Here is a 25,857-nt window from a genome sequence, read left to right as displayed (position 1 = left end):
GAGGTCGGGATGAACGCTCCGGTGCAGTTGCCGTTCGAGCGGGTAGACCCGTTGCGTGTCGCGCCTCGGCTGCGTGAGTTGCAGTCCCAAGGCGCGGTCCATCGGGTTCGTACCGCGGTCGGGGACGAGGCGTGGCTGGTCACCGGCCACGCGCAGGTGCGGCGTTTACTGGACGACGACCGGCTCGGCCGTGGGCATCCGGTACCGGAGACCGCGGCTCGAATGGGCGATTCGGCGTTGTTCGGTGGACCACTGGGGAACTTCGCCACCGAACAGGCGGATCATGCGCGGATGCGGTCGCTGTTGCAGCCGCACTTCTCGCCGAAACGTATGCGGGCCTTGCGTCCCAGAGTGGAAGCCTTGGCCACAGGGCTGCTGGACGAGCTGGCCGAACAAGGGTCGCCCGCGGACCTGCAGGCCGCCATGGCGCTGCCGCTGCCGATTCTGGTGATCTGCGAACTGCTCGGGGTGCCGTACGAGGACCGTGACCAGTTCCAGGCCTGGACTGACGACGCGGTCAACACTCGCGACCGTGCCCGTTCCGAGCAAGGCTTGGGCTCGTTGTTCGAGTACGGCCAGAAGCTGGTCGCTCACAAGCGGGCGGGTCCTGGTGACGACGTGATCTCCCGGCTGTGTGCCACTGAGGACGTGTCGGACGTCGAAGCCGCTGGGTTGTCCATGGCGTTGCTGCTTGCTGGCCATGAGACCACGGTGGTGCAGATCGGCATGGGCGTCCTGCTGTTGCTTGCCAGTCCTGAGCAGTGGCGGGCATTGGTGAACGACCCGGGATTGGTCCCCGGCGCGGTCGAGGAGTTGCTCCGGGCGTCTGGCAAGGGCGGCGGGATTCCCCGCTACGCCAGGACCGATCTGGAGATCGACGGTGTCCGGGTGCGGGCTGGTGACCTCGTGATCCTCGACAACGGCGCGGCCAACCACGACCCTGCTGTCTTCGCCGAACCGGATCAGGTCGACATTGCCCGCCCGGCTGCCAACCACCTCACTTTCGGCCATGGCGCCCGCTATTGCATCGGAGCGCCGTTGGCTCGTATCGAGTTACAGGTTGTGTTCACGCAACTCGCCATGCGGTTCCCGACCTTGCAGCTGGCCGTCGACGTGCAGGAGTTGGCCATGCGCCGCGACGTGCTGACCGGCGGTCCGGTCGAAGTTCCGGTGCTGTGGTGATTGGCCCCTTGACTGACCGAGTCGGTCATTTATTCTGATGGCGTGCCCAGGGTTCGGTCGGCGGAGTTCTTTCCGCGGTTGATGTCGGCGGCGGCCGAGACGTTCATCGCGCACGGTTTTCAGCGCACGCAGATGCAGGATGTCGCGGATGCGTTGGGGGTGGCGAAAGGAACGCTGTACGGGTATGTGGAGAACAAGGCCGCCTTGCTGGCGGCCGTGGTGCGTTACGCCGACGGCGTGGAGCAGCCGCCAGGGTTGTCCGAGCTGCCGGTACCGGCCCTCGCTGCGGGAGAACTGGCGGCACTGGTGACTGAGCGGCTCGGGCGAGAGGTCGCCGAGTTGCGCTTGGTGAAGGCAATGGCGGGACGTAGGCGTCAGCCGGTTGCGGATGAGCTCACCGGCATCATCACCGACTTGTACCAACGGCTCGCGCGGCATCGGGTGAGCATCAAGTTGGTCGACCGGTGCGCCCCTGAGCTGCCGGAACTCGGTGAGGTGTGGTTCGGAACGGGCCGGTCGGGGCTGGTCAGCGCGTTGACCGACTATCTGGCGCGGCGCGCGGCCACTGGAGTGGTTCGGCTTCCCGGCCCGGGACCGGTGGTGGCGCGCACGATCCTGGAGACCTGCGTGTTGTGGGCGGTGCACTTGCACTGGGATCCCGCCGGTGATCGCGAACTGCCACCGCCGGACACCATGGCCGCCACACTGGCTGGGCTGCTTACCCACGGATTGGTATCGACGAGAGGGCGAACGTGATGAGCAAGGACGTCAATGCCGATCGATTACGGGCGAAGTGGGACGAGTACGCGCCCAGGTACGACCGCGCTATCAGCTTCTTCGAACGGATGCAGTTCCGTGGCGGGCGCGAATGGGTCTGTTCGCAAGCCCGTGGCGAGGTCCTGGAAGTGGCTGTCGGCACCGGTTTGAACCTCGCGCTCTACCCGGCTGACGTGCGGTTGACCGGAGTGGACTTCAGTCAAGCGATGCTGGAGCTGGCTCGCGCTCGGGCTGCCGAACTCGGCCGGGAGATCGACCTGCGCCAAGGGGACGCACAGGCGCTGCCGTTCCCGGACGCGTCATTCGACACCGTGGTGTGCACCCTTGGGTTGTGCGGGTTCCCGGATGAACGTGCGGCCATCGCGGAGATGCACCGGGTATTGCGTCCTAACGGGACACTGCTGCTGCTCGACCACGTCGGCAGCCATCATCGGTTGATCTACTTCGGACAGTGGCTGGTCGAGAAGCTGACCGTGCGGATGCTGGGCGACTACCAGACCCGACGCCCGCTGCCGCTGGTCGAACAGGCCGGGTTCGTCGTCCATCGGCAGGAGCGGCTCAAGGCCGGCATGGTGGAGCGGGTGGCCGCCACGAAGCCCGCCGCAGCAGGCAACTGAGCTCACCTCGCCACCGGCAGGCCGGCGAGACGCCACTCGAGCATGCCCTCACCGCTGGTTCGAGAGGATTGTGCAAGCGGGCGAGACGATGTTGCTAGCCCGTCGGCGGCGCCCTTGCTTTGCTTGAAGAGCAGAGCTTTTCCAGTACGGCAAAGGGGCGGACAGCGTCAGCCCCGAACAGGAGAACAAGATGAAATACCGCACATTGGGGCGCACTGGCATGAAGGTCAGTCCGTATGCCTTGGGCGCCATGATGTTCGGTGCCATGGGCAACACCGACCACGACGAGTCGATCCGGATCATCCACAAAGCACTCGACGCTGGGATCAACTTCGTCGACACCGCCGACGTGTACTCCGCGGGTGAGTCCGAAGTCATCGTCGGCCAAGCACTCAAGGGCCGTCGCGACGACGTCGTGCTCGCCACAAAGGCCAGTCTGCCGATGGGCGACGACCCGAACCGCCGGGGCAACTCGCGTCGCTGGCTGATGCGGGCCGTCGAGGATTCGTTGCGCCGCTTGCAGACCGACCACATCGACCTCTACCAGGTGCACCGTCCAGATCCGACAGTCGATGTGGAGGAGACGCTCTCCGCGCTGACCGACTTGATCCGCAGCGGCAAGGTGCGGGCGATCGGCTCGTCCACGTTCCCGGCGTCGGAGATCGTCGAGGCGCAGTGGGTGTCGGAGAAGCGTGGTTTCGAGCGCTTCCGTACCGAACAGCCGCCGTACTCCATCGTCAACCGGATCATTGAACAGGAAGTGCTGCCGGTCACCCAGCGATACGGGATGGGCACGCTGGTGTGGAGCCCGCTGGCGCAGGGCCTGCTCACCGGCCGGATCCGCAAGGGACAGGACAACAGGACCCATCGCTCGGGCCTGATGCCGGTGCATTTCGACCATGACGGCAAGCTCGAAGTGGTCGAACAGCTCATCCCCTTGGCCGAGAAGGCGGGCATGCCGCTGACGCACCTCGCGATGGCGTTCGTCATCGCGCATCCCGGGGTCACCTCGGCGATCATCGGGCCGCGCACCATGGCGCAACTCGACGACCTGCTCGCTGGTGCCGATGTCACGTTGGACGACGAGATCCTCGACCGTATTGACGAAATAGCGCCACCTGGCACCGAAGCCGGCCCGAACAACGTGGCCTACACGCCACCGGCCATCGCGAACGTGGGTCTGCGCCGTCGGCCCGTCGTCGAACGTTCCGCCGCGTAGCCGCGCGGAGCGAGTGCGAGGGTGAACCTGGCTTCGGCGTTCGATCATCAGGGCAGGGCGGCGCCCACGCGATCTCGCATGCGTACTGCGTCTTGACTGGGCGGTGCGCCGAACAGGCGCCGGTATTCCCGGCTGAACTGGGATGGGCTGTCGTATCCGACGCTGTAGCTCACGCCGGTGATGTCGTTGGGGTTGTTGGCCAGTAGCAACCTGGCTGACTGGAGCCGGATGTGCTTCTGGAACTGGATCGGGCTCATCGCGGTGACCGCGTGGAACTGCCGGTGGAAGGCGGACACGCTCATCCCGGACAGCCGTGCCACGTCTTCGACCCGGAACGGCCGGGTGTAGTTCTCCCGGATCCACCGCACGGCCCGGGAGATGTGGCTCAGGCTGGAGTCGGTGAGGCCGAGTTGCCGCACAGCATCGCCCTGCTCCCCGGTCAGCAGCCGCCACAGGATCTCCCGCTTGAACACTGGCACAAGTGCCTTGCGATCCCGTGGCCGGTCCAGTAGGCGCAGCAGCCGGACGACGGCATCGAGCAAGTCCTCCGGGGCTTGGCTGACCGCGATGCCCGGGCGGACAGTGCCGGCGGGGCGTGGCAGATCCTCGGCCTCGACCTGCAGCAGGAGTTCCGCGATGGCAGCCGGTTCCAGTGACATCCCGAAACCCAGCGTGGGTTTGTCCACAGTGGCGTCCAGGACGTGGCCCGTCACGGGGAGATCGACCGAGGCGATGAGGTATTGGCCGACGCCGTAGTCGTACACCTGATCGCCCAGCGCCAACCGTTTGCTGCCCTGGGCAACGATGGCCAGTGACGTACCGGACATCGAGGACTCCGGCGAAGAGGTGTGCTCGAAGCGGCAGATCCGCACGCCGTCGATGGCGGTGGTCAGATCGGGTCGTGCATGCCGTTGCAGCAAGTCGCGTAGCTCGTCCAAGGACATACCTGCGATTGCAGCACAAGTCCGCGGTATTTGCCGCATCGGTGTGGAATGAGGATCCTGCTTTGTTGATTCTCATTCCACACCGAGGTACCAGAGCGTGACTTGCGGGTAATCAGGCGCCCACTGTGCTCTGCGCCCATCGGGCGACGACGTTGTGGTATTCGGGAGCGTTCGGTGCGAAGTTGAACGAGTGTCCATATCCGCGCACCACAAAGGTCTGCAGTTGTGCTGCCGGTGAGTAGAACAGCTGCTCGGACCGTCGCAGGGCCTCGGACGAGCTGCAGTCGGTGGCCAGCAAGCCGCAGAACGTCGGATCGTTCGACGCCATGACCGAAAGCACTGGCACGTCGACGAGACGGGTGAACGGGGTGACGGTGCCCAGCAGTGCGGCGTCGACCAGTTCAGTGGGCGCCGCGACGTCCTTTGTGGACTCCTCGAACGTGGCGACCGCCGCGTTGAACGGTCCCGGCTTGTGCAGTGAGTCGAACCGGGTGCCTGGCATGGTGGTCAGATAGCCGAGGTCGAGTGTTTTGGCGCTGAACTTCGGGTCGAGCGCGGCCGGGACGAAGGTGGCGAAGATCGGGATGATGCCGGTGGCGTTCAAGCGGTGTGCCATTCCGGTCACGAGCACGCCGTCCACGTCGCGGTAGGTGGCCGCCTCGATGACCGCGATCGCCGAGCCGAGCGAGTGGCCTCCCAGGATCACCTTGTCGAACCGCGGCCCTTCGCTGCCCGAGCGCAGCGCCTGCACGACTTGGTGCACCGCACCGGCCTGGGCTATTGCCGTCAGCAGGACGCTCGGTGGTGTGGAACTTCGGCCGGTGCCGAGCCGGTCGATGGTCAGTGTGGCGTATCCGGCGTTGTTCATCGCACGGCGGAAGGACCTGATCTGCGGTTCGACTGAGATGTCCCAGTATGAGCGGTTGTAGAACCCGCCAGGAATCAAAACCTGAACGGTGCCCCCACTCGTGGCTGGTGTGCACAGTGTTCCGGCCATGGTGTACGGCAGCCCGGCGACAGACACCGGGAACTGCATTTCCTGACATGCCGTACTGGATGCTTGCACGTGCGGCGTGGTCACCGCTCCGGCCGCGATCACGGTGAGCATGATCGCGCATATGCGGCGGAGACGGGCACGTTTTTGTCCATTGTGGAACCAGCGCACGACAGGATGACCTTCCAGGAGAGAGTGGACGGGTTTTTCAGTCTCGGGGTACTGCTGTCATCGACAGTCTGATCGGGTAAGCCGTCGAGGTGTATTTCACTTTGACAGGCTTGTCCGGCAGCGGTTTGAGTCGCCAACGGGCGGCGATCGTGGCCAGTGTGATCGCCATTTCGGTCTGGGCGAAGGTGTAACCGATGCATTTGCGGTTGCCGGCGCTGAACGGGATGAACGCCCCGTCGGGAATGTCCTTGGCCCGTTCTGGTGACCACCGGCCGGGGTCGAAACGGTGCGGGTCGGGGAACGACCGCGGATCGAAGTGCAGCGCGTGCGGGCTGATGGTGACCTCGGTGTCCGCAGGCAGTTGGGTGCCGTCCAACTCGACAGGCAGGGTGGTGCGGCGCATCAGGATCCAGATCGGGTACATCCGCAGCACCTCGTTGATGACCTGCTGCGTGTAGGTCAGCCGGGGGAGGTCCTCGATGCCGACCGGCCGTCCAGCCAGTACCTCGTCGACTTCGTCGTGCAGCCGCTGCTCGACCTCGGGATGCCTGCCGATCTCGTGAAACAGCCACGCCAGTGCCAGGGCGCTGGTCTCGATCCCGGCGCTGAGCAGCGTGACCACCTCGTCGTAGACCTCTTGGTCGGTCATGCCCTTGCCGCTGTCGTCACGGGCCATCAGCAGCATCGACAGCAAGTCACCCTGGTCGGTGCCGGTGGCTCGCCAGTCCGCGATGACGTCGTTGACAACCGTGCGCATGTCACTGACGGCCCGATCGAACCTCCGATTGCCGCGCAGGAACAGTTTTCCCAGGAACGCGGGTGCCAGCGCGCGTTTCATGCCGTGGCTGACCACGATGGGCAGCGACTCGCGGGCCTGGTCGATCGCGGAGCGGCCCAGTTCCGTGGCGAACAGCGCCCGCCCGACGATGGTCATCGCGAGCTGCTGCATGTCGTCGTTCACTTCCCGGACCTGGCCCGGCTGCCATGATCCGGTGAACTCGTCCACCGTCTTCTGCATCGTCTGTGCGTAGTCCGCGATGCGGTCGCGATGGAACGCCGGTTGGATCAATCGTCGTTGCCGCAGATGGAAGGCGCCATTCGAGGTGACCAGGCCGTTGCCGACAAAAGGTCGGAACTTGTCGAACATCGCCCCTTTCCGGAAACTCGCTGAGTCCGTCGTGAGGATCTGGCGGGTCAGCTTCGGGCTGGTCACGAAATACGCGGGAATGGGTCCGAGGTAAATCTTCACGAGGTCGCCGTAGTCGCGCAGTGTGGAGGTGAACTCGTATCGCCGCCGTAACAATGCGGGTGTGTGACCTAGGAGCGGCAAACGGCCGGGCGCAACAGGGACCGGCATTCCTCTCTCCTCGTCGAGCGGAACGGACGGTCCACAGTAGGGGCTATTCGGTCGATCTGGACAGCACCCGATCGGGTGGCTCTGCTCACCAGACTGGGCCTATTCGATCAGCCTGCCCGAATCGGTATGCTCTCCTGTCTGTCTAGCTCGTGAAATGGATGTGCCATGACAACTCGGTCGGAATGGATCCCCCCGAACGTCGACGAGACCCAGCCGAGCGGAGCGCGCACATACGACTTCCTGCTCGGCGGTGCGCACAACTTCGAAGTCGACCGCGTGATGGCCGAGAAGGTGAAACAGGCCGTACCGGGGATCCAGGAGGCCGCGAGGATCAACCGGGCGTTCCTCGGGCGTGCCGTGCGGTTCATGATCTCTCAGGGAGTGCGCCAGTTCCTGGACGTCGGGTCGGGCATCCCGACCGTCGGCAACGTGCACGAGGTAGCGCAGCACGCCGACCCGGAGTGCCGCGTGGTGTACGTCGACCGCGAGCGGGTCGCGGTCGCCCACAGCGAGTTGATGCTCGCGGCCAACGACCGAGCCGACATCGTGCACGCCGACTTCCGTGATCCGGACAGCATTCTCAACAGTTCGCAGGTGCGGCGGCTGTTGAACTTCGACGAGCCGATCGGCTTGTTGTTCTTGCTTGTGCTGCATTGGGTTCCGGACGACTCGATCGGCCTGTTGGCCCGCTACCGTGACGCGGCGCCATCCGGTAGCTACCTGGCGATCACGCACATGACGGCCGACGCCCAGCAAGACAAGATCAGCGACGTCGCCGGGATCGTCAACCGCAGCCGGGCCGACGGCAACGTTTTCCCGCGCGCTTACGAAGAAATCGCCGCCATGTTCGGCGATTTCGAGCTCATCGAGCCCGGCCTGGTCGCCACCGGGAACTGGCGCCCCGCCGGCCCTGGCGACCTGGCCAAGGACGCTGAGATGAACCAGTTGTCCTACGCGGGCATCGCCCGAAAGCCATAGACCCCACGTCATGCACGGACCGTGCTGAGGTTCAGCCGGTCCGTGAACCGATGGTCAGCTCAATTTGCTTGCGAGTCTCGCCCTGGACAACGGTTGCGGGCGCTTTGCCGCCAGGCTTTGTCTGGCGCAGCGCGGACAGTAGATCCTCGACTGTGCGGATCTCTTGACCGGCGAACTGCACGATCACATCGCCGATGCGTAGTCCGCTGGTGGCGGCTGGGCCTGTCTGGTCGACGTTCATCACCAGTGCGCCGTGGTCGGTGCGGACGCCGAGTCGTTGCTGGATGTCCGGTGTCAGGCGCCCAAGTGACACGCCGAGGTATGGGTGTGTCGCGGTGCCGTCGGCCAACAACTGCTCAGCGACGTTCAGAACCGTCGCCGAGGGAATCGCGAAACCAAGGGACACAGCACCCGCGGTGGGTGGGATGTACGCCTCGTTGATGCCCACAACGCGGCCGAGCGAGTCGAGCAACGCTCCGCCTGAGTTGCCGGGGGAGATCGCCGCGTCGGTCTGGATGAGATCCACCAGTGACTGGGTCCGGCTGCCCGAGCCGGGGATCTCGCGGTGCAGACCGGAGATGATCCCCGCGGTCACCGAGTTCTGGAAACCGAGCGGGCTTCCGATCGCCACAGCGGGTTCGCCGGGCCGGGGGAGTGTTGTCCGGAATTCGGCAACCGGCAGGTTCTTGCGTTCGGTGCGGACCACGGCCAGGTCGGTGACCGTGTCGGTTGCCAGCACTGTGCCTGGTGAGCGCCCGCCGTCGGCGTATGCGATGAGCACTTCGCGCTGTTGACCGACAACGTGCTGGTTGGTCACCACCACATCGGGCCGCATCACCACGCCACTGCCGCCACCCTCACCGACCTGAACGGTCACCACACTCGGCGCGATCCGGTCCACCACATCTGCCAGGCCGGCGTCCGGCGCAGGCGGTGCCGGAGCGGTGGCCACTGGTTCACGCGGCGGCTGCACGGCGTCCTGTCCGGTTGTGCACGCCGACGTCGCTATGACCGCCGCCAACAGCGCAGCACTGATCCAACGTGTCTCGGTCATATCCTCCAAATACCCAGAAAACCGGCGCGCAGAGCTGATGCTGCTTCGATCCACTGTTGATGTTCAAGGTGGCGTGCTCCCCGAATGGGCGTGGAGGTCCGCCGTAACCGAGCCGGCCGTTTACGACAGCCGACGCACCGGGCCGACACGGATATCGGGCTCGGCCCACACGTCGAGGCGGATGTCCGGGGCCTGCTGAACACGTCGGACCCGAACCTCGATGCGGGTTTCGCGTGTGGTGTGTTTGGCGTCGTAGGCCGCGCGGCGTTGTGGATCGCGCAGCAGGGCGTAGGCGGCCAGGACGTCGGCCAGCCGTGCGGGTTCGGCAGTCTCGGGCCGTGTGTCGGGGTGTAGCGCGAGTACTTTGGCCCGGTAGCTAGCGGTGATCTGCGCGGCGGTGGCGTCCGGAGCTACGCCCAGTACTCGGTACGGGTCCATCTCTCTGTCCAAAAGTGACGGTCAGGCGTTGGCCTTTTCCACGTTTCTTGGCCGCCAGGGCTCGCTACCGCAGGGCGCGGTAGCGAGCGGGACGGACTCAACCATTGTCGAACACGTGTCAGCACTGGGTCGTCACTGCCGGGAGGTGCTGAGGGGAGTCGCCGGTTTCGCGTCACGAGACGCCGTGCTGGCGTTGAGGAATACTGCCCAGCCTACGTTTCACAGTCATGGGCGACTGCCATGCGGCACCGTACCCGGTGTGTCATCACCTCCTGACGTTGTCCACTGTCCTTTGTGGCTGACCAGTCGGAGGCGCGCGTTCCCGCGCACTGACGCGCGGAGGTGTCGCGCCGTCCTCGCCGGCCGAGGCGGGTGGGCAGGCCTCTGTGGGGAGGCCGCCGCTCCCGGCACGAGGGTTTCGCGGTGGTCGATGTGGTCGGCGGGTGCGCTGCACCGGGAAGCCGAAGCCGCCGGACACGATCGCGTCGAACTCCGCGTCCAGCCAGTCGCGTTCCGCGAAAACCAGTTCCGCGAACGCGGTCTGCTCGGTCTGCGTCAGCATCACGATCACTCCCAGGGCGTCCTCACCGGGGTCATCGACCGATACTTTTCTTATAGTGCGCACTGTAGATTGTGTCAAGGGGGCGCTGTAGTTATTCTCTGGGTGCGGGCCGTCAGCATGGGGAGTCAGCCGTCGTGACCTTGGACAAGCTCGATGACGCCGACCATCCGACGTACACGATCGGTCAGGCGGCCGACCTGCTCGGCGTGCGGCAAGCGTTCTTGCGAAGCCTGGACACCGCCAGCCTGCTGAGCCCACAACGGTCAGACGGCGGGCACCGGCGTTACAGCCGTCGGCAGCTGGAACGTGCGATTCGTATTCGCGTGCTGTTCGATGAAGGGCACACCTTGGCTGCCACTGCGCGGATCGTGGAGCTGGAGGACGCGCTTGCCGCGGCGCGAGCACAGATCGTCGCCCTGGAGGAGCAAATTCGGGTCCGCGACGACGAACCCGCTCACTGAGGGGATGTGCTCTGGGCAGTCGGGCGCAAGACAGTGCTCCTGACCCAATCCCTTCCGGAGCGCGGTCGATACTCACTACGCTTGGCCGCTCCAACGTTGCCTTGGGAGGTGGCGGCGATGGCTGATGCGCTTGACGTGCCTGAGGATCTTGGCAGACCTGATCCGGCCGGGGTGAACACCTCAGCGGAGTTCGTCGAAGTGATGCGCCGTCTCAAGCGGTGGACAGGCTTGGGGTACCGGCAGCTGGAGAAGCGTGCTGCCGCAGAAGGACAAGTGCTGCCACGCAGCACTTTGACCGCCGCCTTGGCACGAAGCGCGCTGCCACGTGAGGATCTGGTCGTGGCTTTCGCCCGCGCGTGCGGTTGCGACGAAGATCAAACCGCCCAATGGGTTGCTGTCCGCCGGCGCATCGCTGCGGGCGGAACGCCCGTCGAACAAGAACCAGTTGGCACGGTGTTGGCGCCGCTCCCGCTGAAGCGGCGTGCCAAATGGCCAGTGCGTATCGCGATTGTCGTGCTAGCCCTCGCCGTGGTGGCCGTGATCGGCACACGGCTCTTCGACTCCAGCGGCCCGAGCGTGGCTCAGCAGCGTCCGGACCAAGCGGTACCGGCGGGGCCTGGTTCGAGCCAGCCCCCGCCGTCCTCCTCCCCACCTCCATCCGGCATCGTTTCCGGTGCGCCGCAAGTCATCCCGCCCGATCAGGCCGAGCGAACGCCGCCGTCGACCGCTCCGGCTGCCACGGCCAAGACCACGACCGCTTCGCCTCCGGCGCCCACCACCGTGTCATCACCGCCGGTATCGCAGCCGACAACACCGCCGGAAACACCGCCTCCCCCGGCCGAGCCCGGCAGGAGAACGATCGAGCTGCCCGGCCAGCCGGTGATCCACTGTCCAATGCCGTACCTCGGCACCGGCTACGGGCCGCTCGCTCAGTGCACGCAGCCTTCGGACAGCCAGGCCCGGTCGGGCTTCTACAGCCCGATCACCGGTGAGTTCAATCCCACGACCAACTGGTCGGGCATCGTCGAGACCAAGTGGTACGACGGCTCGGTGCTGGCCACCGACGGAGTCGAAGCGTGGGCCCGCGGATACGGCTCCACGGAAACCAACTACGGCCCATGGGTGTTCGCCACCCAGTATCGGGTCGGGGAGGCCCGCTGGGGCACGATCAACCTCGTGTCAGGACGATTCCATCCTGGACCCGACGGATGGCACCCACTAGGGCCATGAAGGAAATGAAGGAGGTGTGGCGGGCCGGTACCCGCCACACCATGTGCGTCACGCGTTCGGGATGACCACCGCTGCTCCCCACCTGTATCCAGTGGGGTTGGGGCCCAATCCGACACCTGCCCGCATGTAGAGCCGTCCGGTGACCGTGCGGGGCAGGTCACCCGGGCAGCTCTGGCCCGCACCCTCGTGGCAGGACTGGAAGCCGACGATAACCCCGTTGGCCCGCTGGAAGATCACGGCGACAGCCCGGTTGTCGCTTGCGCGGTCACGAATGACGTAGTGGTTGTTGGCATTGTTGTACGTAGCGCTGGAGGCCCTGCCTGGTCCCCAGGCGGTGTAGGTGGCTAACACGTCGGCGTTCTCCTGTGCTGCCGCGCCCGACGCCGCCCCTGCGAACAGCGCAGCCGTGATGCCGCACAAGGTCAGCAGTTTCCGCATGGTTCCGCTCCATTCGGTTGGTGTGATCCGACACCGCGAGCGTCCCCGAGTGCGATTTCCCATCGCTTTCCAAGTTCGGCGTTTTACGGAACGGACGCGAGCACCGCGGCGTGCGCGCGGCGTAGCAGCGGTCCCGGTTCCAGTCCCAGCTCCTCGACCAAGGTCTGCCGGACGCGCTGGTAGACCGCCAGTGCCTCGGTCTGCCGCCCGCTGCGGTGCAACGCAGTCATCAGCAACGCGTGCACTCGCTCCCGGAACGGATGCACGCGGGCCATCTCGGTCAACTCCGAGACGACGGCGGCGTGCGCGCCCTGGTTGATCTCGGCCGCGCACAGGTCCTCCAGCCCGGCCAAATGCCGCTCGGTCAACCGGTGGATCTCGCTGTGCAGCGCCTGACAGTCACCTAACTCGCCGAACGGCCTGCCACGCCACAGTGCGTTGGCCGCCCGCAGATCCCGCAGAGCCGTCACAGGATTGGCGGCTGCGCGGTCGAGCAGCTCCTCGAAGTGGTCGCGGTCAAGCTCGCCAGGGTGGACCCGCAGCAGGTAACCGCCGTGCTCGTAACGTAATCGGCTCCGGTCGTCCAGCACCCTACGTACTCGGTGCGCGTGCAGGTGCAGCTTGTTCGCAGCGTTGCCCACCGCCCGGCCGTCCCACAAGGCGTGGATGAGCACGTCCACCGATACAGGCTCATTGGCGCCGCTGAGCAGGATGGCCAGCAGCAGGCGTGGCATGCGTGCGGTCAGCCGTACCTCATTCGACGCCGTGTAGACGCGCAGCGTCCCCAGGATCTTGAACTCCAAGGTCACTTCCCCCTCGAATCCGCGTGCGCACCAGCGCATCGCAGCATCCGGGGGAGCGGAAGGTGTCCCGCCTGGACGGGACAGACCGGGACAGTGCCATGACGAGGGGCATGTTCAGGCTGGATCCCCGGCGGAAGACCGGCAACCGTCAACGGCCCCGAAGGGTGCCGTCGAGTGCTCGGTCAGCCAGTTCTCGGCGTCCAAGGCCGCGGCGCAACCGCTGCCCGCGGCGGTGATTGCCTGGCGGTATCGATGGTCGACGAGGTCACCGCAGGCGAAGACGCCACTGAGGTTTGTCTCGCTGGTCCGATCTTTCACGAGCACATAGCCTGCTGGATCCAGGTCGACGAGATCGCGGACCAGTTCGCTGCGCGGGACATGACCGATAGCGACGAATACTCCTTCGCATTCGAGGTCGGCAACGCTGCCGTCGACGTGGTTTCGCATTCGGAGGCCAGTGACCTGTGTGTCACCTAGGATGTCGTCGACGGTGGTGTTCCACACGAACGTGATCTGAGGGTGGTCGAGGGCGCGTTCAGCCATGATGGTGCTGGCCCGCAGCTGGTCTCGTCGATGGATGACGGTGACTTCGGTGGCGAACCTGGTGAGGTAGATAGCTTCTTCCATGGCCGAGTCGCCGCCGCCGACAACGGCCACTCGTTGGCCGCGGAAGAAGAAGCCATCGCATGTGGCGCATGTTGACACCCCGCGTCCGAGCAGGCGGGTCTCGTTGTCGAGACCGAGCATCTTGTAGCGGGATCCCATTGCCAGGATCAGCGTGCGTGACTCGATGGTGCCCTCGCTTCCCGACACCGAGAAGCCGCGGTCTGTCCGGTCAATGCTGGTTGCTTCGTCCGCGGTGAGCACAGCGCCGAAGCGTTCGGCTTGCGCGCGCATGGCAGTCATGAGGTCGGGACCCTGTATCCCTGACGGGAACCCGGGAAAGTTCTCCACATCGGTGGTTTGCATCAGCGCTCCACCGGACGGGATCCCCTCGAACACAAAGGGATCCAGACCAGCCCTGGCCGTGTACACGGCAGCCGTGTAGCCGGCCGGTCCCGATCCGATGATGGTCACGTCACGCATCAGCGTGCGGGGCCGGTGTGCTGAGCGACGCGGCGACCTCGGGCGCGAGACCGGCCAGCGACTCGGTCCCCAGTTCGCCGTGCTTGAGGCCCAAGGTCTTGAGGAACTTCTGCTGGCCCATCGTCAGGCCGATGAAGTAGCCCAGTTCGACGAGCTGCGGCTCGGTGAAGTGCTTGTGCAGCTCGGCCCAGACCTCGTCGTCCGCCATGGCCGGGTCCCAGGCGATGGCTTCGGCCCAGCGAAGGGCTGCCTTCTCGCGGTCACCGAGCACTGTCGACTTCCGGAACTCGATGACCTCGTCGAACTCGCGTTCGGTCAACCCTGCCTCCGCGCCGAGATGGGATCGCTGACCCGCGCAGTAACCGCACTCGAGGGTCTTGGCGATGAAGACCCGCGCCAGTTCTTTGATGCTGTGGTCGAGAACGCCCTGCCGGAAGACGAGCTGCCAGGACCTGGTGAAGGTGCGCAGCACGTCGGGGACGTGCGCGCGGATGGCCTGGCTCTCCAGGCGCGGGGTCCCGTACTTGCGGGACTGCTCGAGCGCCTCGGCCATCTCCGGGTCGGTGACCGATTCCGGCGGCACGTAGCTGATGCGGGGCATGATGGTCCCTCCTGTCCCTAGGTGTATGGCAATCGATTGCCACACGTTAGGATGAGGACATTGGCAATCGATTGTCAAGGAGTGGGTATGCCGAGACCAACCCTCGCCGACGTCGCCCGGGCGGCCGGCGTGCATCCGGGCACGGCGTCCCGCGCGCTCAATCCCGACTTGCCGGATCGCATCACCGCGGCGACCGCGAAACGCGTCCGCGAGGCAGCGCAGCGGCTTGGCTACGTGGTCGATTCCATGGGACGCAGCCTGCGAACAGGGCGAAGCCGCACGGTCGGTGTGCTTGTCCCCGACCTGACCAACCCGGTGTTCCCCGGAATGATCCGTGGCATCGAGGACGAGCTGCGCGCGCACGACTACGCGGCCCTCCTGGCGAACACCGACAACGAAGTCACTCGCGAAGCCGAGCTCATCGCAACCCTGAAGGCCCGGCAGTGCGACGCCTTCATCGTCGCCTCCGCCCTGCGCGACGATCCGGTTGTCCGCGAGCTCGTGACGGCAGGCGACAGGGTAGTGCTGATCAACCGTCTCCTCGACGACACAACCGCATCAGCGGTCCTGAGCGACGACCAGTCAGGCGTCGCCGCCGCAGTGACTCACCTGCATGACTTGGGGCACAAGGCGATCGGTCACCTCGCGGGTCCACGGAACCTGTCGATCACCCAGGCACGGCGCGACGCCTACAGCCACAGCATGACGTCCCTTGGGTTGCGCCACCCCCGCAATTACTTCGTGCACGCTTCGGCGTACACCGCAGCCGCCGGACACGACGCGGCGCTACGGCTCATCGAGCGCTCGGACGTCACCGCGATTGTCGCCGGCAACGACATGCTCGCCGTTGGCTGCTACACGGCCCTGGAGCAGTTGGGGCTTTCTTGTCCCAAGCACATCTCGGTGGTCGGCTACAACGACATGCCGTTGGCAGAGCACCTACGCCCAGCCCTGACCACAGTGCGCATGCCGCAGTACGACATGGGCGTCGAGGCGGCTCGACTGATCATGAACATTCTCGGTGCTTCGGAGGAGGTCTCGCCCGAAACCATCTTTGTGCCAACGGAACTTGTGTCGCGCAGCTCAACGGCTCCTCCGGCAGCCCGGCCACGTGCTATTTCCCAGCGGTCATGACGGCGCCGCGGTGATCTTGGTTGTGAGCAGGTCGCCGTAGCCCTTCACGCGCTGGAAACCGAAGGTGTTGACGTCGAACAGGTGCTGGACCTCTTCGACGGTGAACGCCTCGACGTAGCCGAGGAACAGGTGGCCGGCGTTGTGGACGACAGTGCCGAGCCGGGAGCTAGGCCCTGCCCGCTGAGGCGTGGAACACGGCCGCGGCCTCGGTGCGTGATCCGACCGACAGTTTGCTCAGGATATTGGCCACGTGGAACTTGACTGTGGATTCGCTGATGTTCAGTGCCCGCGCGATGGTCCGGTTGCGCTGCCCCAAAGCCAGTCGTTCCAGCACGTCCAGCTCGCGTCCGCCGAGCCCGGTGAGCGGACTGACCGCCGCGGGCGTCAGCGGCATGGTCACCTTGATCGTCAAACCCCAGCCGGGAACGGCGTCCACATCGACGTCCCCGCCCTGAATGCGGACACGGGCGGCGATGTCCCCGATGTCAACGTGCTCGCCAAGCACGCCAGGCCCATCGTCCCGAACGGTCGCTACGAGCTCAGCGTCCGACACCCGCCACCGCACGCGGATCCTGCGTACGTCGTCCTGTCCCAACACGGCGAGTACGACGGCACGAACGGCAACCCGTGCGGAATTGGCCAGTTCGAACCCGAGCAGCACATCGTCCTTGGGCGGATCCAGTTCGAGCGATACCTGGCTGTGCCCCAACAACGGCCGCAACGCGTCCGCGAGGTGGTGAAAGGCCCGTCCCAGCGGCTCTTCCCCGCCACCGAACCGGCGCCGCTGGGCGTCCGCGCGCAGCTCGTCGAGCGCGTTCAGCACCAGGTCGATGGTCGTGGAACGTGCTGCGGCATCGTCGATCTGCTTGCTGCGCAACACACCCAGCAGTCCTGTCAGGACCGCCGAGTGCGCTTCGCTCATCTCACCGACGGCTGCTTCCCGCGCTTGGACGACGGCACGCGACCGAGTGATGATCGCGGGCTCCGCGTTCACGGTGAGCTGGTGGTGGTGCGTGACGACCAGATCCCACAGCTGTTGGACCAGGGCGAGTGCGTCGGCGTCGAGCGGACCGGAGTCCGGCCGCACCAGCACGAGCAGCGCCCCGCCCGGCACGCAGTCACTGGTGCACGCCAGCACAGGATGATCGTCGCCTGCCAATCTGGCGGTGCCCAGCCAAGGTTGGCCAGCACTGACGTAAGCGAGTAGGGCGAACAACTCGGTGCCCGTCGCCTGTGGGCTGGTGTTGCCGACGCTCTTGATCGCAGCAGTCGGGCAGTGGGTGCCCATCTGGATGGCCGCGCGATGCGGGATCGTCTCGGCCAGCACGTCGGACAGCTGCTGCAGCGCCTCGTCTGGCGCGGACCGCACGATCCGCAGCGCCATTCCGAGCTTGGACATGCCGTCGACTGTACTTTCGACCAGGTGGAGACCGTCCAGATGAATGGCGCGACCTCGCCAGAATCGGTCGACCATGGCGTTATGGCTACCAGACGAAACCTCTTACAGGCGGCTGTTGTCACGGCCGCTCTCATCCCGGCCGGAACTGCGAACGCCGCCGATCGATCCTCGATCGAAGCGCGCTTGAAAGCGTACTTCCGAGACAAGAGCAATCGCGATGTCGACGCGACGATGGCGCATTTCTCCCGTTCGAGCATGGCGTACGGTGACGCGGCCGTCGGTGCCTTGTCGGTCACCTGGGAGGAGCAACGCAGCAGGTTCGCCGAGTTCATGCCCAACTGGCCGGCCACGTCGGTGTCACAGCCGCTGCGGATCGTCGGCTACGGCGACAGTGCGATCGTCTTCTTCTACAATTCACCGGGGATGTTCGGACCGGTCGAGATCCGGGCGGTCGCGGCGGTCAATTACCGGAACAGTAAAATTGTCCGCTGGGTCGATTACTGGGACGGCAGGCACTTCGGCATCGAGAACTTCGAAGCAATACGGCGGCCGGAGTTTCCGCCTGACTTCAGGGAGTCGCTCGGCGGAAAGGCGTCGCGATTGGCCGAACGAGTGGCTCGCGGCCTTGCCGACGCGCTGCGCACCCGGAACATCGCGGCAGCCGTCGGATTCTTCGACCTGCACGGGGTGATCGAGGATCTGCCGTCGCACATCCAGGTCGTCGGCCACCGCAGCATCGAGGCTTTCCTGACCACGGCGTCGCTGCCCTACATGGGCGCGGGCACACGGGTCAGGCACGTCGTCAACGGCGGCTACGAGTGGAGCGCCGACGGTCCCGTCAAGCTCGGCATCACCGCGCTGGAAACCAACCGGGACGGCAAGATCACGCGGATGACCTCGGTCTGGGACGGATCCCGGATTTCGCGTGACGCCTTGATCACGCTGGCAGGTGCCACGGTCGAGGAGTAGGGGCCCGTCGTTAGCGTCGTCCTCAGCAGACGGGTCTGAAGTAGACGCTCCAAGCTTCAAGACCCGGGCGCATGCTTGCCGGGTGGCCGCTGGATCGGCGGCAAGGGGCAGCAGGAGGAGCACGTGACCATCAGGACGCACCAGGTCGGTAGCCAGGGCTTGACGACGTCAGTCGAAGGGCTGGGCACCATGGGGATGACCGCGATGTACGGAACCCCGGACGACGCCGAGTCGATCGCCACGATCCACCGGGCGATCGAACTCGGGGTCACGCTGTTCGACACGGCGGACATGTACGGCCCGTTCACCGGCGAGGAACTGCTCGGCCGCGCGGTCGCGTCCCACCGGGACAAGGTCGTGCTCGCTACCAAGTTCGGTGGCGTGACGCTGGATGACACCGGCAAGATCGTCGGCGGTCCGAACGGCCGTCCCGATTACGTGCGGCGGGCGGTGGAAGGCTCGCTGCGCAGGCTCGGCACCGATCGCATCGACTTGTACTACCAGCACCGCGTCGACCCGGCCGTGCCAGTGGCCGAGACGTTCGGTGCCCTGGGCGAACTGGTCGCCGAAGGCAAGGTTCGGTACCTGGGCATCAGTGAAGCGTCCGCCGAGAACATTCGCGCGGCCCATGCGGCGGCACCGCTTTCGGCCGTGCAGACGGAGTACTCGTTGTTCACGCGGACCGTGGAGACCAACGGGGTGCTCGACACGGTGCGGGAGTTGGGTATCGGGTTCGTGGCGTACGCACCACTGGGCCGCGGCTTCCTGACTGGCGAGCTGCGGTCACTCGACGGGCTCCCGGAAGGTGACTGGCGCCGAACCGCGCCCCGCTTCAAGGGCGAGAACTTCGCGCACAACCTCGCTCTGGCCGACCGGGTGCGAGCGATCGCCGAGCAGCACGCCGCCACCCCAGGGCAATTGGCGTTGGCGTGGGTGCTTTCCCAAGGTGTGACCGCGATTCCTGGCACGAAACGGCGCGCCTACCTTGAGGAGAACGTCGCCGCTGCCGAGTTCACTGTGGACTCGGATACGCTGGCCGCACTCAGCGCGGTGATCCCGGCCGACGAGGTGGCGGGCGAGAGGTACGTCGCGGCCGCGATGAGTGCCATTCAGGAGTAGGAGCGATGACGCACAACGACGTGGGCAGTTTTCTCCGGGCCCGGCGTGAAGCGCTGCGCCCGGCCGACGTCGGCCTTGTTCCCGGCGGTCGCCGCCGTACCCCTGGGCTGCGACGAGCCGAGGTGGCGTTGCTGGCCAACATCTCGGTCGACTACTACGAACGGCTGGAGCAGTCCCGCAATGCGCACCCCTCGCCTGCCATGCTGGCGAGCCTGGCCACGGCACTGCGTCTGTCGGTCGATGAGCGCGATCACCTCTACCGGCTCGCCGGCTACTCGCCGCCGCTCGCGGGCGAGACGGGCGGGTACGTCGACCCTGCGATGATGTTCCTGCTCGACGCCTTGACCACCGTGCCTGCCCATGTCATCGACGACCTCACCACCGTGCTCGCCCAGAACAGGCTGAGCCATGCGCTGATCGGGCCGTGGGAACTTGGCGATGAGCGCGCGGGGAACGTCACGTGGCGGTGGTTCACCGATCCGCAGTCGCGAGCGCTCAACGTGCCCGAGGAGCACGAAGCGATCGGCCGCGGCTACGCGGCTGACTTGCGGGTGACGGCCGCGCGCCGTGGCAAGGACGCCAAGGTCGACAGCCTCATCGCGGACCTCCTCGCGGCAAGCGACGAGTTCGGCCGGTACTGGGACGAGATGACGGTCGAGCCGCTTCGCTCCACCCGCAAGATACTGGTCCACCCGCACGCGGGGCCGCTGGACGTGCAGTGCGACTTCGTCCTCAGCGGTACCGGACACCGGCTGGTGATCTTCCGGCCACAACCAGGATCGACCACCGCAGCGAACTTCGAATTCCTCCAGGTGCTTGGCGCGCAGACATTCGACAGCTGACAGTTCTGCGAAGTTGTCCACATCGGACAGACCGCAATGGGTGGAAGGGCGCTGCCGCGTCTTGGTGTGAGCTGTGTACTTGTTCGTGGCGAGGTCTCGCGTGGCAGTGTTCAGAGGCGGATTTGGCTCAGGAGACTCTCTGTCGTCTTGTTCAGCGCGTCCCCGGTGACCACGCCGTCGGGGTTCACGAACAGGGACGCGTCGCCGTTTCCGTCGACGGGGACGCGTCCCACGGCGACCTCGCCGCCGGGCGTCAGTTTGGCCTTGCCGGGCTCGGGCGGGTTCGCCACGAAGTCACCCAGTTGCGCGATGGGCATGCCGCTGTCCCCCGCGATCTGCGGCGCCATCAGGTTGATCGACAGTGGTCCGGGCGTGACAACGAGCCAGGTGTGGATGGTCTTACCGTCGACCTCGTAGTCGCACTCGAACGACACGCCAGCCGCGGCGTCCAATCCGGTCATGCCCTGATCTCGTTGCGCTGCAAGAGGGTCAGCGGCTGGAGTGGTGGTCTTCGAGGCCTGGACCTCGACCTTGCCCGGCCGCACCGCCGGACCGCCGGGCAACGCGGCGGACACATCGAACGGTATCGGACACGCGGCCGGCGATGCCCCGGCTGAAGTGGCGGTCTTGCGCGCGCTGTCAAGGGTGATCCCGTTGTCTCCTGACGTACATCCGGCTATCGCCAACGCGCACGCGATCAGGACCCCGCCGAGCATTCCTTGGCTGTCGACCATGCGCGGCAGCTTACCGGTCCGGCCGCCGTGCCAGGCTGGGCGAGGCCCGCGAGATCCGGTCGAGGATCTCGGCGAGGGTATCCGGGCTGGTGGCGAAGTTGAGCCGGACGAACGACGAGGTGTCCACTGTGGTGCCTTCGCTGAACTCCGCTCCGTCGCTCAGCATCACTTTCGCTTCGCGCAACAGCCGGGCTGCCGGTAGGTCGACGTCTGGCAGGTCGAACCACGCCAAGTAGGTGCTCTCTGGTGCGTGATAACGACTGCCCGCCGGGATCCAGTCGTTGATGGTCGTCCGATTGTGCTCGAGTGTCTTCATCAGGCCGTCGAGCCATCCGTCACTCTCGTTCCACGCCGCCACCGTCGCGACCCGGCTGAGGATGCTCGGCGTACCGAAGTAGTCCAGCGGTGCTGCGTCCAATGTGGACTTGACACTGTCTGGGCCGACGTGCATGACGGCGCACCGCAATGCGGCGATGTTGAAAGCCTTCGTCGCGGAAGTGGCCGTGATGGTCCGCTGTGCGATGCCGTCACCGAGTGCCGCGAAGGGGATGTGCTTGTTCTCAGGGTAAACAAGATCGGCGTGGATCTCGTCGGACAGGACGATGAGGTCGAGTTGCTCAGCCACTTCGGCGAGCACGAGTAGTTCGTCACGGCGGAACACCCGGCCAGTCGGATTGTGTGGATTGACCAACAGCATCAACCGGCATCCCGCGGTTCGCAGCCGCTCAGCCAGGTTGTCGGGGGAGAAGCTCCAACCGTTGTCACCGTAGAGCATCGGGATGGGCGCCATGCGACGACCAGAACGTTCGATGCTGGCAAGGAACGGCGGGTAGTTCGGTACGTGCAGCGCGATTCCGTCGCCTGGCTTGGTCGCGTGTTCGATCACGACCTGCAGCACCTGGATCAGGTCGGTGAACACCCGGGTCCGGCCTGGCGCCGGCTGCCATCCGTGGTGGCTGCTCATCCTCTGCTCGAACGCCGTGATGACGGGGTCTTCGCCACGCCAGAACGGATAACCGAAGTCTTCTCGCTCGGTGCATTCGACAATCCGCGCACGCACCGGGCCCGGGATGCCGAAGTCCATGTCGGCCACCCATGCCCCGATGGTCTCCGCGGGCACCGAGCCCCATTTGACTCCCCAGCCTGATCGCAGCCGGGCAGGGGAGATCCGGGAGAAGGCAGAGTCGGCAGTCATCGTTGGGTTCCGGCGAGAACACAGTCGCGGGTGATCTCCAGATGGCCGTGGTGCTGTGCCAGTTCCTCGTACACGTGCAACAGGGCGCCACCCTGATCGAGTTCGCGCTGTGGGCCCTGAAAATCCGCTGCGGGCTGGTGCCGTAACGGTTCGCGTGGAGCCGATGCCATGACATCACGATGGAACTGCATCTTCACCTGTAAGGCGCGTTCGATCAGCGGCTGGACGGGACCGGCAGCGGCGAACTCGGCAACCCGGTCGCGCGGCACGTCCCGGCCCGCCACCAGCTCACCTCCCCAGTAGGCCACCACCCCGAGACAGTGGTTCAGCAGCGCATAAGGGCTGTTCGCGCCGGGCAGGTCCGGCTTGCGATTGGCCAGTTCGTCGCCGAGGTCCGTGACGATGGCGATCATGCCGTCCAACGCGCGGTCGACGAAGTAGAGGTACTGCTCACGAGTGATCATCTTTGTCACCTTCTTAGTAGGTGACAACCTTGCACATGCAAGTTTCTTCCGTCAAGATGACGCGGTGACTTTCGTGTTCGTCAGCGGTGACCTCGCGCTTGACTTCGCGGGAACGTTGAAGTGGCGCCGGGAGGCTCCCGAGGAGCTGCTCGTGGCGCCCGCTGACGCGGCACAGTGGGCAGTCGAGGCGGGCATCCTCACTGTCGGGCCGGAAATCACACCGGACGAGCTTGTCCACTTGCGACACGTGCGTGAAACGATCTACCGGCTCGCCGTGGCGACCCTGTCCGGCGAACGGTGGCGAAAGGCAGACCTGGACGCCATCAACGAACTCGCCAACGGTCCGCTGCCGGCTTACACGCTGTCCGCTACTGGGCTTGCGCGCACCGGAAACGCGGCCGTGATCGCCTGCGTTGCCGCCCGGGCCGCTGCTGAGCTGCTGGCGGACAGCGGGAACCTCGTCCTGCGGGAATGCGGACGGCAGTTGTGCACCCGGTTGTTCATCGACCGGTCCAGGACCGTGAACCGACGTTGGTGTGGCATGGAGGAGTGCGGGAACCGGATCAAGGCGGCGCAGTACCGCGCCCGCAAGTCCGCTGGCTAGCTCCGACTGGTCGCTACGCCGCTGACCGAGCTCGCGAAGTTGAACCCGGCCTACCCTTGTCGGACGCCGTGATCGTCGACGGCAACCTGATGCTGGATCTTCACGACGCTTCGGATTGTACGGCGGCGTTGTTCGGCGAGAGCTGATGGCACATGTCACGCAATCGGGTTCGAAGCCGCTCGACGTCGACTGCGAACTCCTCGTCCGGGGCGGGCTGCCCGGTCCACCGCTGGACGAACTCGCAGCAGATGTCGAGCACCTGATGGGCGAGATCGACCACGTTGCTCGGTGCGCTCTGGTGCTCCGGCTTGGTCAGCAGGTCGGCTACGTGCCCTGCCAGCGTTTCGACGTGGTTCGTGACGTCTCGCTGGTCCATGGCGGGCAGCAGGTACGGCCAGTAGGTCACGAGTTTGAGCCAGAGCAAGGTGGACAGCAGTGAGTGGTCCGCCCGACCTGGCTGTGGCGGATTTCGGTTGTCGTGTTGGTCGATCGCCCCCGGCTGCACGCCCAGCAGGTACCCATGACCGTGAAGTCTCCAAACGTGTCGCTAGCCGTGTGTGTACGCGGAAGATCGGACCCAATTCCGGCAGTGTTACTGGCGGGTAGACCGGCCCCATGCGCAGCTCACGGATCGGACTCCGACGCGCGTCCACCGTCGGGCGGGCGAGCCGCTGAGAAAATCTATGGTGGCTGGGGTAGACATTCGATGATCGATGTGTGTAGTCTTCTCCTCGTACCAGAGAGACAAAGTCGAGCAGGCGCGGGAGATAACGTAACTACCCGCGAGTGAGACGAAGACGGTCATCGAGCGGTGGTTTGGTCAACACCCGGTGGCCGGGCAGTACCAGGGTCGGCAGTTCGAAGGTAGTAGTGGCCCTGAAGAGGTAGTGCAAGACGTGGGCGGAGATGGTGCGCTCACGAAGTTGGTGAAGTAGCAGTAAAGACGGTCAGGTGTGCCGGAGCCGGGCAGTTGACGGCTCCGGCCACTGACCAGTGGCGCGTCAGGCGTTCTGGGGCCGATCTTGGTAAGGGGTTCCAGGCGGTGGCCGTCACAGGAGTACGCAGTAGAGGAAACACCCGAGAAAGAAGGGAAGGGTCGCATCAGCTGATCGCCCGCCGCGGCTGTCGTTTTTCGCCGCGCGGGTACCGCAGTCCCACTCGATTGGTAGGTGGTTCTCGGTTACTGACAAGCGATCCCCGCGATATCCGGCTATTCGACGGACGCGGGTACTGGAAACCGATCTCGCGATCGGTCGACAATGATGAAACCCAACCTTTGGGCCCCGGCGCGTCGCGCGCCGGGGCCCTTCGTGATGTGGAGGTGCGATGATCCCTGATCCGCGTGACACGCCTGCGTCAGACGCGGGCGACAAGTTCGACGATGAGCATTACCCCGCCTACACCATGGGGCGGGCCGCGGAGATGCTGGGTACCACGCAGGGTTTCCTGCGGAGTCTGGACGAGGCAAAGCTGATCGAGCCGCAGCGCTCAAGCGGCGGGCATCGACGTTATTCGCGTTACCAGTTGCGGCTGGCCGCCCGGGTGAGGGAACTGGTCGATCAGGGCACCGCTCTGGCCGCCGCCTGCCGGATCGTCACTCTGGAAGACCAACTCCACGAAGCGCAGCAGCTCAACGCCGAACTGCGCCAACAGGACTGACAAACCGCGGCTCACGCGGGTGTCACCGCCCGGTCAGCAGACCATGATCTGCGCATCGCCAGATGATGCGGCACAGTGATCGGATGGGTGTCTCCCGCCGTGAGGGCGCTGTGCTCATCGGGATTGTCATCGTCGCGCTGGTGTGGTCGGCGATCGGCGCCCGTAGTCTCGGCACATGGGCGCTCGAAGTGGTGTGGATCGTCATCGGTGCGCCGCTGGTGATCCTCAACCGCACCCGGTTTCCCTTGACACGCCTGGTGTTGTGGCTTCTTGTGTGCCACGCCATCGTCCTCTGCTACGGCGGGCACTACACGTACGCGCAGACGCCACTCGGTAACTGGTTTCAGGACCTGCTCGACACCCAGCGCAACAACTACGACCGCTTCGCCCACTTCGTGCAGGGCTTCGTACCGGCGATCCTGGTGCGTGAACTGCTGTTGCGGCTGACGCCGTTACGGCCGGGCGGTTGGACGTTCACCCTCACAGCCGCGGTGTGCCTGTCAATCGCGGCGTGCTTCGAGTTCGTGGAGTGGGCGGCGGCCATCGTCCTTGATGCCGCGGCCGACGACTTCCTTGGCACACAAGGCGACGTATGGGATACCCACTGGGACATGTTCCTGTGCTTGTGCGGCGCGCTTGTCGCGCAGTTGCTGCTGCGCCGCGTCCACGACCGCCAGCTCGCGGATATGCGCCGGCCAGGAGCCCGCGACCGGAACACCGGGTGAGGATTGGGCGCGGTGATGTGTCAGGTCTTCGGCTTCCAGGACGATGGCATGACTGAGATGTGCGCCGCGTCGGTTGGCTTACCCGGTTGGTTCCACTTCGC

Annotated in this window: 29 protein-coding genes; 14 read left to right on the top strand and 15 right to left on the bottom strand. The window is 65.6% G+C overall.

What is annotated here, in order from left to right; genetic code table 11:
- Positions 1-9 precede the first annotated feature (9 nt).
- The 4 genes from B9C43_RS44555 (at position 10) to B9C43_RS44540 (ending at position 3,795) form a co-directional block, all read left to right on the top strand.
- A complete protein-coding gene (locus tag B9C43_RS44555) occupies positions 10-1,182 on the top strand; it encodes a cytochrome P450 (RefSeq protein WP_084433398.1) in 1,173 nt (390 codons plus the stop codon).
- 42 nt (positions 1,183-1,224) lie between these two features.
- Positions 1,225-1,938 carry a TetR/AcrR family transcriptional regulator gene (locus tag B9C43_RS44550; protein ID WP_200825972.1) on the top strand — a complete coding sequence of 238 codons (714 nt, stop codon included), beginning with the start codon at positions 1,225-1,227 and terminating at the stop codon, positions 1,936-1,938.
- On the top strand, positions 1,938-2,576 hold the full coding sequence (locus tag B9C43_RS44545; protein WP_084433396.1) for a class I SAM-dependent methyltransferase: 639 nt from the start codon (positions 1,938-1,940) through the stop codon (positions 2,574-2,576). Before B9C43_RS44550 ends, B9C43_RS44545 begins: the two co-directional genes overlap by 1 nt.
- A gap of 190 nt (positions 2,577-2,766) precedes the next feature.
- Positions 2,767-3,795 (top strand): aldo/keto reductase, encoded by a 1,029-nt coding sequence (locus B9C43_RS44540; protein ID WP_033383885.1) that lies wholly within the window; start codon positions 2,767-2,769, stop codon positions 3,793-3,795.
- Positions 3,796-3,842: 47 nt separating this feature from the next.
- Here B9C43_RS44540 and B9C43_RS44535 read toward each other — a convergent pair whose 3' ends face one another.
- From B9C43_RS44535 to B9C43_RS44525, 3 genes are all read right to left on the bottom strand, one after another.
- Positions 3,843-4,739 carry an AraC family transcriptional regulator gene (locus B9C43_RS44535; protein WP_084433395.1) on the bottom strand — a complete coding sequence of 299 codons (897 nt, stop codon included), beginning with the start codon at positions 4,737-4,739 and terminating at the stop codon, positions 3,843-3,845.
- 112 nt (positions 4,740-4,851) lie between these two features.
- A complete protein-coding gene (locus B9C43_RS44530; protein WP_084433394.1) occupies positions 4,852-5,847 on the bottom strand; it encodes an alpha/beta hydrolase in 996 nt (331 codons plus the stop codon).
- A gap of 94 nt (positions 5,848-5,941) precedes the next feature.
- Entirely contained in the window at positions 5,942-7,261 is a 1,320-nt protein-coding gene (locus tag B9C43_RS44525; protein ID WP_033383881.1) for a cytochrome P450, read from the bottom strand.
- 165 nt (positions 7,262-7,426) lie between these two features.
- Here B9C43_RS44525 and B9C43_RS44520 point away from each other — a divergent pair, with 165 nt between their 5' ends.
- Positions 7,427-8,239 carry an SAM-dependent methyltransferase gene (locus B9C43_RS44520; protein WP_084433393.1) on the top strand — a complete coding sequence of 271 codons (813 nt, stop codon included), beginning with the start codon at positions 7,427-7,429 and terminating at the stop codon, positions 8,237-8,239.
- A 31-nt stretch (positions 8,240-8,270) separates the two neighbouring features.
- Here the strand turns inward: B9C43_RS44520 and B9C43_RS44515 are convergent, their stop codons facing one another.
- The 3 genes from B9C43_RS44515 to B9C43_RS44505 all read right to left on the bottom strand — a co-directional run bounded on the left by B9C43_RS44515 (position 8,271) and on the right by B9C43_RS44505 (position 10,296).
- Positions 8,271-9,293 carry a S1C family serine protease gene (locus tag B9C43_RS44515; protein ID WP_084433392.1) on the bottom strand — a complete coding sequence of 341 codons (1,023 nt, stop codon included), beginning with the start codon at positions 9,291-9,293 and terminating at the stop codon, positions 8,271-8,273.
- Positions 9,294-9,413: 120 nt separating this feature from the next.
- A complete protein-coding gene (locus B9C43_RS44510; RefSeq protein ID WP_084433391.1) occupies positions 9,414-9,731 on the bottom strand; it encodes a J domain-containing protein in 318 nt (105 codons plus the stop codon).
- Positions 9,732-9,996: 265 nt separating this feature from the next.
- Positions 9,997-10,296 (bottom strand): hypothetical protein, encoded by a 300-nt coding sequence (locus B9C43_RS44505; RefSeq protein ID WP_143447034.1) that lies wholly within the window; start codon positions 10,294-10,296, stop codon positions 9,997-9,999.
- 131 nt (positions 10,297-10,427) lie between these two features.
- Here B9C43_RS44505 and B9C43_RS44500 point away from each other — a divergent pair, with 131 nt between their 5' ends.
- Both B9C43_RS44500 and B9C43_RS44495 read left to right on the top strand, forming a co-directional pair.
- On the top strand, positions 10,428-10,754 hold the full coding sequence (locus tag B9C43_RS44500) for a MerR family transcriptional regulator (RefSeq protein ID WP_033383872.1): 327 nt from the start codon (positions 10,428-10,430) through the stop codon (positions 10,752-10,754).
- A 117-nt stretch (positions 10,755-10,871) separates the two neighbouring features.
- Complete coding sequence (locus B9C43_RS44495; protein ID WP_084433389.1) at positions 10,872-11,984, top strand: helix-turn-helix domain-containing protein; 1,113 nt, start codon at positions 10,872-10,874, stop codon at positions 11,982-11,984.
- A gap of 48 nt (positions 11,985-12,032) precedes the next feature.
- On the opposite strand, the gene B9C43_RS44490 is transcribed toward B9C43_RS44495, so the two are convergent.
- The 4 genes from B9C43_RS44490 to B9C43_RS44475 form a co-directional block, all read right to left on the bottom strand.
- The gene (locus B9C43_RS44490; RefSeq protein WP_084433388.1) at positions 12,033-12,422 is read right to left on the bottom strand and encodes a hypothetical protein; all 390 of its coding nucleotides are present in this window, start codon (positions 12,420-12,422) and stop codon (positions 12,033-12,035) included.
- Positions 12,423-12,505: 83 nt separating this feature from the next.
- Positions 12,506-13,225: an AfsR/SARP family transcriptional regulator gene (locus tag B9C43_RS44485; protein WP_160097144.1), complete on the bottom strand. Its 720-nt coding sequence runs from the start codon at positions 13,223-13,225 to the stop codon at positions 12,506-12,508.
- A 114-nt stretch (positions 13,226-13,339) separates the two neighbouring features.
- A complete protein-coding gene (trxB, locus tag B9C43_RS44480) occupies positions 13,340-14,311 on the bottom strand; it encodes a thioredoxin-disulfide reductase (RefSeq protein ID WP_084433386.1) in 972 nt (323 codons plus the stop codon).
- Positions 14,304-14,912, bottom strand: a complete 609-nt coding sequence (locus B9C43_RS44475; RefSeq protein ID WP_051895617.1) for a carboxymuconolactone decarboxylase family protein — start codon at positions 14,910-14,912, stop codon at positions 14,304-14,306. The genes trxB and B9C43_RS44475 overlap by 8 nt, the downstream gene beginning before the upstream one ends.
- Before the next feature lie 87 nt (positions 14,913-14,999).
- On the opposite strand from B9C43_RS44475, the gene B9C43_RS44470 reads away from it, so the two are divergent.
- The gene (locus B9C43_RS44470; RefSeq protein WP_160097142.1) at positions 15,000-16,046 is read left to right on the top strand and encodes a LacI family DNA-binding transcriptional regulator; all 1,047 of its coding nucleotides are present in this window, start codon (positions 15,000-15,002) and stop codon (positions 16,044-16,046) included.
- A gap of 166 nt (positions 16,047-16,212) precedes the next feature.
- On the opposite strand, the gene B9C43_RS44465 is transcribed toward B9C43_RS44470, so the two are convergent.
- Positions 16,213-17,445 (bottom strand): helix-turn-helix transcriptional regulator, encoded by a 1,233-nt coding sequence (locus tag B9C43_RS44465; RefSeq protein ID WP_143447033.1) that lies wholly within the window; start codon positions 17,443-17,445, stop codon positions 16,213-16,215.
- Positions 17,446-17,526: 81 nt separating this feature from the next.
- Between B9C43_RS44465 and B9C43_RS44460 the strand changes: the two genes are divergently transcribed.
- The 3 genes from B9C43_RS44460 (at position 17,527) to B9C43_RS44450 (ending at position 20,375) form a co-directional block, all read left to right on the top strand.
- Positions 17,527-18,414 carry a hypothetical protein gene (locus tag B9C43_RS44460; RefSeq protein ID WP_084433383.1) on the top strand — a complete coding sequence of 296 codons (888 nt, stop codon included), beginning with the start codon at positions 17,527-17,529 and terminating at the stop codon, positions 18,412-18,414.
- A gap of 129 nt (positions 18,415-18,543) precedes the next feature.
- The gene (locus B9C43_RS44455) at positions 18,544-19,533 is read left to right on the top strand and encodes an aldo/keto reductase (RefSeq protein WP_407657164.1); all 990 of its coding nucleotides are present in this window, start codon (positions 18,544-18,546) and stop codon (positions 19,531-19,533) included.
- Positions 19,534-19,538: 5 nt separating this feature from the next.
- Entirely contained in the window at positions 19,539-20,375 is an 837-nt protein-coding gene (locus B9C43_RS44450) for a helix-turn-helix transcriptional regulator (RefSeq protein ID WP_084433382.1), read from the top strand.
- A gap of 110 nt (positions 20,376-20,485) precedes the next feature.
- Here the strand turns inward: B9C43_RS44450 and B9C43_RS44445 are convergent, their stop codons facing one another.
- Genes B9C43_RS44445 through B9C43_RS44435 form a run of 3 tightly spaced genes read right to left on the bottom strand, consistent with a single transcriptional unit; the run spans position 20,486 to position 22,768 of the window.
- A complete protein-coding gene (locus B9C43_RS44445; protein ID WP_084433381.1) occupies positions 20,486-21,109 on the bottom strand; it encodes a hypothetical protein in 624 nt (207 codons plus the stop codon).
- A 10-nt stretch (positions 21,110-21,119) separates the two neighbouring features.
- Complete coding sequence (locus B9C43_RS44440; RefSeq protein ID WP_084433380.1) at positions 21,120-22,304, bottom strand: MalY/PatB family protein; 1,185 nt, start codon at positions 22,302-22,304, stop codon at positions 21,120-21,122.
- Positions 22,301-22,768, bottom strand: coding sequence for a mycothiol transferase (locus tag B9C43_RS44435; protein ID WP_084433379.1), 468 nt, complete (start codon positions 22,766-22,768; stop codon positions 22,301-22,303). The genes B9C43_RS44440 and B9C43_RS44435 overlap by 4 nt, the downstream gene beginning before the upstream one ends.
- A 64-nt stretch (positions 22,769-22,832) precedes the next feature.
- On the opposite strand from B9C43_RS44435, the gene B9C43_RS44430 reads away from it, so the two are divergent.
- Entirely contained in the window at positions 22,833-23,372 is a 540-nt protein-coding gene (locus tag B9C43_RS44430) for a CGNR zinc finger domain-containing protein (protein WP_160097140.1), read from the top strand.
- Between the two features lie 100 nt (positions 23,373-23,472).
- Here the strand turns inward: B9C43_RS44430 and B9C43_RS44425 are convergent, their stop codons facing one another.
- A complete protein-coding gene (locus B9C43_RS44425) occupies positions 23,473-23,877 on the bottom strand; it encodes a hypothetical protein (protein WP_084433377.1) in 405 nt (134 codons plus the stop codon).
- Between the two features lie 821 nt (positions 23,878-24,698).
- Between B9C43_RS44425 and B9C43_RS44420 the strand changes: the two genes are divergently transcribed.
- Both B9C43_RS44420 and B9C43_RS44415 read left to right on the top strand, forming a co-directional pair.
- A complete protein-coding gene (locus B9C43_RS44420; protein WP_033383841.1) occupies positions 24,699-25,031 on the top strand; it encodes a MerR family transcriptional regulator in 333 nt (110 codons plus the stop codon).
- Positions 25,032-25,114: 83 nt separating this feature from the next.
- Positions 25,115-25,756, top strand: a complete 642-nt coding sequence (locus B9C43_RS44415) for a DUF2238 domain-containing protein (RefSeq protein ID WP_235039217.1) — start codon at positions 25,115-25,117, stop codon at positions 25,754-25,756.
- Positions 25,757-25,857: the final 101 nt, after the last annotated feature.

Source organism: Kibdelosporangium aridum (assembly GCF_900176515.1).
Taxonomy (GTDB): domain Bacteria; phylum Actinomycetota; class Actinomycetes; order Mycobacteriales; family Pseudonocardiaceae; genus Kibdelosporangium; species Kibdelosporangium aridum.
Note: the sequence above shows the minus strand (reverse complement) of the source record. Positions and strands in the feature narration are given on the sequence as shown.

Coding starts and splice junctions, on each gene's coding strand:
- B9C43_RS44555 (WP_084433398.1), top strand. CDS start 10: ATGAACGCTCCGGTGCAGTTGCCGTTCGAGCGGGTAGACCCGTTGCGT.
- B9C43_RS44545 (WP_084433396.1), top strand. CDS start 1,938: ATGAGCAAGGACGTCAATGCCGATCGATTACGGGCGAAGTGGGACGAG.
- B9C43_RS44540 (WP_033383885.1), top strand. CDS start 2,767: ATGAAATACCGCACATTGGGGCGCACTGGCATGAAGGTCAGTCCGTAT.
- B9C43_RS44535 (WP_084433395.1), bottom strand. CDS start 4,739: ATGTCCTTGGACGAGCTACGCGACTTGCTGCAACGGCATGCACGACCC.
- B9C43_RS44530 (WP_084433394.1), bottom strand. CDS start 5,847: ATGCTCACCGTGATCGCGGCCGGAGCGGTGACCACGCCGCACGTGCAA.
- B9C43_RS44525 (WP_033383881.1), bottom strand. CDS start 7,261: ATGCCGGTCCCTGTTGCGCCCGGCCGTTTGCCGCTCCTAGGTCACACA.
- B9C43_RS44520 (WP_084433393.1), top strand. CDS start 7,427: ATGACAACTCGGTCGGAATGGATCCCCCCGAACGTCGACGAGACCCAG.
- B9C43_RS44515 (WP_084433392.1), bottom strand. CDS start 9,293: ATGACCGAGACACGTTGGATCAGTGCTGCGCTGTTGGCGGCGGTCATA.
- B9C43_RS44510 (WP_084433391.1), bottom strand. CDS start 9,731: ATGGACCCGTACCGAGTACTGGGCGTAGCTCCGGACGCCACCGCCGCG.
- B9C43_RS44495 (WP_084433389.1), top strand. CDS start 10,872: ATGGCTGATGCGCTTGACGTGCCTGAGGATCTTGGCAGACCTGATCCG.
- B9C43_RS44490 (WP_084433388.1), bottom strand. CDS start 12,422: ATGCGGAAACTGCTGACCTTGTGCGGCATCACGGCTGCGCTGTTCGCA.
- trxB (WP_084433386.1), bottom strand. CDS start 14,311: ATGCGTGACGTGACCATCATCGGATCGGGACCGGCCGGCTACACGGCT.
- B9C43_RS44475 (WP_051895617.1), bottom strand. CDS start 14,912: ATGCCCCGCATCAGCTACGTGCCGCCGGAATCGGTCACCGACCCGGAG.
- B9C43_RS44470 (WP_160097142.1), top strand. CDS start 15,000: ATGCCGAGACCAACCCTCGCCGACGTCGCCCGGGCGGCCGGCGTGCAT.
- B9C43_RS44465 (WP_143447033.1), bottom strand. CDS start 17,445: ATGTCCAAGCTCGGAATGGCGCTGCGGATCGTGCGGTCCGCGCCAGAC.
- B9C43_RS44460 (WP_084433383.1), top strand. CDS start 17,527: ATGGCTACCAGACGAAACCTCTTACAGGCGGCTGTTGTCACGGCCGCT.
- B9C43_RS44450 (WP_084433382.1), top strand. CDS start 19,539: ATGACGCACAACGACGTGGGCAGTTTTCTCCGGGCCCGGCGTGAAGCG.
- B9C43_RS44445 (WP_084433381.1), bottom strand. CDS start 21,109: ATGGTCGACAGCCAAGGAATGCTCGGCGGGGTCCTGATCGCGTGCGCG.
- B9C43_RS44440 (WP_084433380.1), bottom strand. CDS start 22,304: ATGACTGCCGACTCTGCCTTCTCCCGGATCTCCCCTGCCCGGCTGCGA.
- B9C43_RS44435 (WP_084433379.1), bottom strand. CDS start 22,768: ATGATCACTCGTGAGCAGTACCTCTACTTCGTCGACCGCGCGTTGGAC.
- B9C43_RS44420 (WP_033383841.1), top strand. CDS start 24,699: ATGATCCCTGATCCGCGTGACACGCCTGCGTCAGACGCGGGCGACAAG.
- B9C43_RS44415 (WP_235039217.1), top strand. CDS start 25,115: ATGGGTGTCTCCCGCCGTGAGGGCGCTGTGCTCATCGGGATTGTCATC.